Raw genomic sequence first — 7,151 nt, 5'->3', positions numbered from 1 at the left:
GTACCTCCACGATTGAAACTGTCAGGATGAAATCTATGACCCGCAGCAACGTGTGTCAATAAATCGACGACATGACTTTACTCTGACAGGTGACATGTGGAGTTTGGCGCTTTTTGGCGGTGTTCTGTGATCGTTTCGTGTCGCTAGTTGCCGATGACGAGGATGCTGGCGGCGGCCTCGATGACGTCGTCCGTGATGGTGTCCAGTTGGTTGATCTTGAGGACCCGGTTGATCTGAGGGAAGAGTCGTTCGAGGAGGCGGAAGTTGCCCCGTGTGATGCGTTCGATGGCGGCGATGGCTTGCGCGTCGGTGAAGTCGTCAGGGTCGAGAGTCCTGCCGAGTCGCTTCCAATGGCGGTCGAGGACGAAGAGGAGTTCTTCGCGTCCGAGGGCCCGGTATTGGTGTGAGAACCCGAGCCGACTGTAGAGCTGGGGGTAGTGGCGGAATCGTTCGTCGATGCCCGGCATCCCGATCAGTATCATCGCGAGGCTGGTTCGGTCGTGCCTGTCACGAAGCAGCTCGAGTGCGGTCGGGGTGAGTCGTTCGGCTTCGTCGATGATGAGCAGCTCAACGTGGCTGGTCATACTTCCCATCTTTCGTGGGGTCGGTTCGTTGGCGTGGATGTGCTCGTCGGCGCAGATGCCGACTTTGATCTGCCAGTAGTCGATGTCATGCATGAGGTCTTTGGGCCGACAGAGGACTTCGGGCGTGTAAAAGACGGTTCGGGATCGGTTCGCGAGGGCGTAGAACTTTGCATCGTGGTCCCCGCGGGGTCCCCATTCGGTGATGTAGGGCTCGAGGGCGTCCCAGTTTGCGTAGCGGCGAGCGGAGTTGGTTTTCCCGACGCCTGCGGCGCCGTGGCAAATCCCGATCGTCTTCTCCTTGCGGACAGCGTTGGCGAACTCGGTGAATCGCCGGTGTTCCTTGGTCACGATGAATGCTTGGTTCATCACTCGTCCTCTTCGTAGGTGCGCAGCTTCGGCCGCCGCTTCGTCGGTTCGGGGATGCGAGGTTCCTCGCGAGTGGCAACGGTCGGGATGCGGTCGTTGATGGCTCGCCGCAGCTGCTTGCGGCGGGCGCGGCGGGCCGTTTCGATGTCGCGAAGGCTGAGGCGCAGGTTGGGGTGGGCTTCATCGATAGCGGTGCAGATGAACGTGTCCCGGTCATAGACGCGGATCTCGGAAAGGTCGCGGGGGTCGTACCGGATCGTGATGGTGTGGCCGACGAACGGGGCCAGGGTTGGGGCGAGGTAGCGCTGGCCTTGGAAGTGGATGCCGTCGCGTTGCACAACCCGGTTCTTCGGAACAGTAAGGAGCAGACCGTCGAGTTCTTGAAGGCTGTCCGGCATCCGCGGCAACCACCCGTCCGCGACCCAGGCGTCACGCGGCGAGATCCCCAGCTCACTATGAGACCGGTCGTTGTAGGTACCGATGAATCCGCCGATCGCACGGTCGAGTCCGGCAAGGTCGAGGACCGGAGTTGGCGTCCGGCTGCCGGGTCCGAGGTGGCCGGGGAGGGTGGCCAGAAGTTCGGTGTTGATGGTGCCGAAGAACCGCTCGATCTTGCCGCGCCCCTGTGGTCGGCCGACGGTCGAGTGGATGATCCTGATGTGCAGAGCGATCGAAGTTCGCTCAAGGTGGTGGCTGATGAAGTCGGAGCCGTGGTCGACGTGCAGGATGTCGGGAATGCCGCACATCGCCCACGCCGGGTCGGTCTTTCGCCAGATCGCCTGCCGGAGGGCGAGGGCGGTGTTGAGAGCTGATGGGGCGCCGGTGAAGACCATGTATCCGCAGATCGCACGGGAGTAGTCGTCCATCACGGTCGTCAGCCACGGTCGGTCAGGTTTCCCGTCAGCGCCGAGAACGAGGATGTCGAGTTCAGTGTGGTCGGACTGCCAGGTCTGGTTCGGGTGTTCCGCGCGGCGCCGAAAGACGAGCTCGTGCTTGTCTCGGTACGAGACCGGCCCCTCCAGCGCCAAAGTGACAAGAGCCGGATCGAGTGCCCGGACGATTTGCCGCACAGTTGCATAGCTCGGAGCCCGCAGCTCACGCGCCCGCGCATCAGCGACGGCGAGACGATGCAGCGTGGCGAGACTAGGGCGCGGCCGACTGAGTGCCAGTTGTTCGATGAACGCGACCGTCTCTGCTGAGGTTCGTCGGACACCTTTGTCTATACGCGCATGAGGGTCGAGGGATGCGACGCCGCCCGCCCGGTAGAGCTGGTTCCAACGCTGCAGAGTCCGAGCGGAAATCCCCGTCTCCCGAGCGAGAACCGCGAGCGGGATCTGGTCTTCGACATGAAGCCGAAGAACACGCCACCGCTCGGCCGCATCCACAAGTCACCTACACCTTGGTGCTCTCGCGGGCCGCAAGGGCCTTCTGATGCCGGTACAAAGTGGCTCGACTCCATCCGACGAGTTTCGCCGCATCCTCCGCCGTGCGGCCCTCCGCCCGGGCCTCAGTTACGAGCTTGAGTTTGTCGGCTACGACCGTGGGATCGGACAAGGGCCGACCAAACTTGGTGCCGCCGTTTCGGGCAGCTGTGATCCCTGCGTTCACCCGCTCGGTGATCAGTTCGCGTTCGTATTCGGCCAGGGTGGCGAGCATGTTCAGCATCAGCCGGCCCGACGTCGTCGACGGGTCGATCCCATCCGAGATGCTCTTCACCTGTATGTCACGCTCCCGGAGCAGCTTCACCGTGTTCAGCACATCGATCAGGGACCGGCCGAGTCGATCGACCCGCCACACCACGACGGTGTCACCGGGCTGGGCGTGCTCGAGGAGCTTTTTCATTCCGGGGCGTGAGATCGCGGTCCGGCTGCCAGAGGTGACGTCGGTGAAAATGTCCCGTTCCTGCACACCTGACTTCACCAGAGCGTCAACCTGCAACTTCGCGTCTTGGCTTCTGGTGCTGACCCGTGTGTACCCGAGATGTCTCACACCGCCATTCTGCCTCAATAACTGCTAGCAGAGGCAGAGCAAAGACACTTTGCGGTAAGACATGTTTCCGAGACAGATTGGGTGCTGGGAATCCGCGACTTCTTCTCGCGGCTCGGGGGCCGTTTGGGGTGTCTCGAAAAGCTTTAGTTTTGTGCGATAGGTGCGTCGCGATTGAGCGCCCGATCACTCGAGATCGCTGACCCATGCAAGGGTGGTGCGTCCGCCCCTGATGAGGATGATCCGCTTCTGGTCTATCGGGGTCGAACCCACTTGATCTGACGTGCATGGACGAGCTCCTCGGTCAGGCAGTTAAGCATAGCCATGCTGAGAACCTCATTCTCCGCCAAGACATCGTCGATTGCGTCTTGCCGAGGGCGCCCAGTCGATTCGGAGAGCAATGTCGCGGGCTGGGCGTGTCTGCCATGCATGGCCTGATTCCGCCCGACATTTGCGACGTGTTCATCCTTCGCAGCTCGACAGCAGTCGAATAAGTTACATCGGCTGAAAATTGCATATCGGCCGAGAAATTTGAAATTCGTGGGGCGGGCAAAATGGCGATTTGAGAACACCGTCGTCTCCTGCGGAGATTCACTTATCGAGATGTCACCTCAAGTAATTGACTGCCTTCCTCGAAAGAGGGGCGAGCCGTCCTGATTGGCGACATTCCAGTGTCCCAGGTTGACTGAACATCCTGTTTCGGATCAGGTTTTTGGGCATGCTGTTCGGACAGTTAAACGACTCCACTGGCTCCGAGCAAGGTACCGACGAGATATGTGGCTGCAAGGGCGAGCGCCCCGCCCACAACCAGACGGACGGCAGCAATGCGCTTGGAGCTTCCTCCGATGTAGGCGCTGAGCATCCCCGCCAGACCTAGGGCAACTAGGACAGCAACAAACGTCACTGGTACTCGCAAACCCGCAGGTGGCAACATGATGGCGAGCATCGGCAAGACGGCACCCACGACAAAGGCGGCGGCCGAGGCATAAGCGGCATGCCACGGATTGACAACTTCGGCTTGATCAATGTTCAGCTCCGCCGAGAGGTGGGCTGCCAGGGCGTCATGCTTGGTCAGTTCCTCGGCCACCAGTGCAGCGGTGCCCCGACTCAGTCCCTTGGCTTCGTATAGTCCGGCCAGCTCAGCTAGCTCGGCTTCGGGGTCTTCGGATAGTTCCCGACGTTCCTTCTCGATTAATGCGTGCTGGCTGTCACGCTGGCTGCTCACAGAGACGTACTCTCCCAGAGCCATAGAAATTGCACCGCCGACGACGGCGGCCATGCCGGCCACAAGGATCGGGGCTGGATCGTTGGTGACTCCGGCGACGCCGACGACCGTCGCTGCGACGGAAACTATTCCGTCGTTGGCGCCGAGTACTCCAGCGCGAAGCCAATTCAGGCGCTCAGCGAAGTTCGCATCGTGCGGCTCATGAGGGTGGGCGCTCGTCGTGTCACTCATGGCATCAGCTAACCATGCCGGGGGTCCCGGCAACCACCATGGATAGCCAAACCTAAGCAGGCCCCGCTGTCGTGGTTAGCCTTCTCGATGGGGTCGGCGAAGCTGGCGTGATCCGGTTCTCCCCGTGAGCTCGGAGTGGCTAAAACACCAGCGTGGTGCAAAGCCCAATTTCGTGATTAACGTTTGTCGAAACGCTCAATTCCGAGAGGCGGCCGTGGTGCGGTGTGTTCTTTGCTCAACAAGGTGGTTCACCCTCGGAAATTTGGGAGTGACACTGTGGAACGTGTAGGAATGGCGAACCCCGTCCAGTGTGGAGGCGAATTTGTGCTGCGTTGGTGTGACAGTGATTATGAACTAGGCAGGAATGGCAAGGTGTCATGGCTACCGCGGACCATATACTTCAGATTATGGCTGAAGAACACAGCGTACTGGTGGTGGAGGATGACGGGGCACTTGCCTCCATGTTGAAAGACCTCCTCGAAGGGGAGGGCTACGACGTTGTGGTGGCCCGTGATGGCCAACGTGCCCTGCACCAGGGGCTCACCCGCCATTTCGATGTCATGGTCATGGATCGAGGCCTTCCTGTCATTGAAGGGCTCGACGTGGTGGAGCGTTTGCGTTCGAAGGGGATCTCCACCCCGGTGCTTATTCTCTCGGCACTGGGCAACCCCGCGGACCGTGTGGAGGGCTTGGACCGAGGAGCCGAGGACTATATGAGCAAGCCGTTCGACCTTGACGAATTGCTGGCCCGCATCAGATCCCTGATCAGGCGCCACCCCGACACCTCGGCCATGCTTCGCATACCAGGCGGGATGCTTGACATCGGTAGCCGGACAGCCACGGTCGACGGCGCCGGACGGATAGCACTCTCCGAAAGGGAATGCGAATTCCTGGAGCACCTTGCCCGCCGGCCCCAGCAGGTCTTCACCAGGGCAGGGCTCTTGGAATCGATCTTCGCCGATGCGGACGAGGGCGGCGTAGTTGACACCTACGTGCACTACCTACGCAAAAAATTGGGCCGTTCCTGTATTCGGACGGTGCGGGGACTTGGATACACGCTGGGGCCACTGGCGTGAACACGCGCGACGTGGCCGAGCTCCGGCGCGCGGCAATCCGCTTGTCCGTGCAATTCACCGCCCTGACGGTGCTTTTGTTGGTCCTCATGGGCGCCCTGCTGTATTCCATCGTTGCGGCCAGCACCACCGAATCCACCAACAAAGCCTTGGAAGATGCGACCCGGATCGATTCGCCCCGCGACGCACCCTTGGGAGTTTTCGTATCCTTCCTGGACGACGACAGAGCCATCAGCTCACACGCCATGCCACAGGGGCTTCCCGACACCTCCGCAATGGCCCGAGTCGCAGCCACCGGAGTGGAAGAACGTGAAAGCCTCTCCGCCGGGGACAGAACCTACATGGTGCTGACGGCGGTTGGTAAAGACCGGGTTGTCCAGGCGGCAGTGGACACCCACGAGAGTCGCGAGGCACTGTCGCGGGTGGTGTGGGCCACGGCTGTTGCCGTTGCTGTGGCTGCGGTGCTGGCTGTCGCGTCGTCGGCATGGATGGCCCGGCGTGCCATGCTCCCCTTGGCCGAAAGCTTGGCCCTGCAGAGACGCTTTGTTGCAGACGCCAGCCATGAGCTTCGGACGCCGCTGACGTTGCTAAGCACCCGGGCCCAACTGCTGCGCAGGAAGCTTTCTGGCACGGAGACAGATTTGTCCCGCGAAGCGGTCGCAACAGAGGTGTCGCGCCTTGTCGAAGACTCGAAGCTGCTCACCGGCATACTGGACGACTTGCTCATTTCAGCCGACCCCCGCGCAACCACTGCGCAAACGGCAGTCGATCTGGTCGCCATTGCAGCTACCGCCGTGGAATCTGCGTTACCGCATGCATCCCAAATCAATATCCGTCTTCATCTGGAGGATTTTGCCGGTTCCGTCACCGTGCTGGGTTCGCCCGTGGCACTCCAGCGCATCGTTACCTCGCTAATCTCAAATGCTTTGGACCACGCCCAGACGACGGTAGGCGTCACTGTCGAAACCCGGGGCTCCGAGGCCCGCATCGTCGTTTCCGATGACGGACCAGGGTTTGTTCCCGGAACCGAAAAGCGGGCCTTTGAGCGGTTTGCCTCGGCACGCTCAGGCTCCACCGCCCCGGACACCACGCGCCACTATGGACTCGGATTGGCGTTGGCCGCGGAGGTCGCGGCTCAGCACCACGGCACCATCGTGATCGAATCCACCCAGCCCGGCGGCGGTGCTGCAATAGCCGTTATTCTTCCCCTGGCCAGGAACCGCTAAGGAAGTCGAGTCCCGTCTAAGAAACCGCAAAGAATTCGTGTGGATGATGAAGAGGAGTAGTTCACCAGCAGCCAACGGACAGGAACAGGTCATGGCCACTCGAATCAGCGGAAAGCAGACGGCGGCACGCATTACGGCAGTCGTCGCGGTGGGTAGTTTTGCGGTGGCGGGTCTCGGGTTTGTTGTTCTGGAGCATGCGCCGACGAGCGATGCCGCCACCACCACGACAGCTGGCCCCAGCGAGAACGACGATTCGCCGCAGACTTCAGGCACCAGCGAGAACGACGATTCGTCGTCGAGCCCCAGCGTGACGACGGCTCCCAAGACCAGCCAGAAGAGCAACTCGTCGCAGAGCCAGCAAGTCAAAAAGACCATCGTTCGCCAAAAGGCCAACTCCACGGCGAGCCCCGTCAGTCCGGGCAACGGCGGTTCCACCAGCGGCAAATCGTCGGGGTCCTGA

At 61.2% G+C, this 7,151-nt stretch carries 7 protein-coding genes; 3 read left to right on the top strand and 4 right to left on the bottom strand.

Annotated features, from left to right (window positions below; all coding sequences use genetic code 11):
* Positions 1 to 143: 143 nt before the first annotated feature.
* The 4 genes from AB0O97_RS18605 to AB0O97_RS18590 form a co-directional block, all read right to left on the bottom strand.
* On the bottom strand, positions 144 to 950 hold the full coding sequence (locus AB0O97_RS18605) for an AAA family ATPase (protein ID WP_363884691.1): 807 nt from the start codon (positions 948 to 950) through the stop codon (positions 144 to 146).
* Entirely contained in the window at positions 950 to 2,335 is a 1,386-nt protein-coding gene (locus tag AB0O97_RS18600; RefSeq protein WP_060762478.1) for a Mu transposase C-terminal domain-containing protein, read from the bottom strand. The genes AB0O97_RS18605 and AB0O97_RS18600 overlap by 1 nt, the downstream gene beginning before the upstream one ends.
* Before the next feature lie 7 nt (positions 2,336 to 2,342).
* Positions 2,343 to 2,939, bottom strand: coding sequence for a recombinase family protein (locus tag AB0O97_RS18595; protein WP_363884688.1), 597 nt, complete (start codon positions 2,937 to 2,939; stop codon positions 2,343 to 2,345).
* Positions 2,940 to 3,669: 730 nt separating this feature from the next.
* Positions 3,670 to 4,392, bottom strand: a complete 723-nt coding sequence (locus tag AB0O97_RS18590) for a VIT family protein (protein ID WP_363884687.1) — start codon at positions 4,390 to 4,392, stop codon at positions 3,670 to 3,672.
* A gap of 407 nt (positions 4,393 to 4,799) precedes the next feature.
* Between AB0O97_RS18590 and AB0O97_RS18585 the strand changes: the two genes are divergently transcribed.
* The 3 genes from AB0O97_RS18585 (at position 4,800) to AB0O97_RS18575 (ending at position 7,151) form a co-directional block, all read left to right on the top strand.
* A complete protein-coding gene (locus tag AB0O97_RS18585; RefSeq protein WP_363884685.1) occupies positions 4,800 to 5,468 on the top strand; it encodes a response regulator transcription factor in 669 nt (222 codons plus the stop codon).
* Positions 5,465 to 6,691: a HAMP domain-containing sensor histidine kinase gene (locus AB0O97_RS18580; RefSeq protein ID WP_363884683.1), complete on the top strand. Its 1,227-nt coding sequence runs from the start codon at positions 5,465 to 5,467 to the stop codon at positions 6,689 to 6,691. Before AB0O97_RS18585 ends, AB0O97_RS18580 begins: the two co-directional genes overlap by 4 nt.
* Positions 6,692 to 6,782: 91 nt before the next feature.
* Positions 6,783 to 7,151 (top strand): hypothetical protein, encoded by a 369-nt coding sequence (locus AB0O97_RS18575; protein ID WP_363884682.1) that lies wholly within the window; start codon positions 6,783 to 6,785, stop codon positions 7,149 to 7,151.

This window comes from Specibacter sp. NPDC078692, assembly GCF_040686835.1.
In the GTDB taxonomy this organism is placed as follows: domain Bacteria; phylum Actinomycetota; class Actinomycetes; order Actinomycetales; family Micrococcaceae; genus Specibacter.
Note: the sequence above shows the minus strand (reverse complement) of the source record. Positions and strands in the feature narration are given on the sequence as shown.